The sequence below is a fragment of the Phormidesmis priestleyi BC1401 genome (assembly GCF_001650195.1).
Classification (GTDB): domain Bacteria; phylum Cyanobacteriota; class Cyanobacteriia; order Leptolyngbyales; family Leptolyngbyaceae; genus Phormidesmis_A; species Phormidesmis_A priestleyi_B.
Genome location: NZ_LXYR01000207.1, coordinates 1 through 265, shown reverse-complemented (window position 1 = coordinate 265; position 265 = coordinate 1). Strand labels below are relative to the sequence as shown.

The window sequence follows — 265 nt, the reverse complement described above, 5'->3', positions numbered from 1 at the left end:
GGAGGTGTAGCCAGCTCCCTGCTCTATTAAGGTTTCGTTACGAACCGCCGTGAAGTCTGAAGCCGTGCCTTGATCATCAGCATCGACGAGCAGCACGTCCATCCCCTGGTTGGCTCTCATTACGGTCATGTTGGTTGCGACCGTGGACTTGCCAACCCCCCCTTTAATAGGGTGCGACCTCTATTTGATACTATTAGAGGGCAACGGAAAAGCCGTATTGATTCAGTTTGTTCCAGAATTGATCCCAACGCGTTGAGGTCAAGAC

Annotated in this window: 1 protein-coding gene; it reads right to left on the bottom strand. The window is 51.7% G+C overall.

Features of this window, described 5'->3' with window-relative positions; all coding sequences use genetic code 11:
- Nucleotides 1-168, bottom strand: a 168-nt coding sequence (locus A8707_RS30820) for a ParA family protein (protein WP_269452782.1), incomplete at its 3' end; no start/stop codon positions are given.
- Nucleotides 169-265: the final 97 nt, after the last annotated feature.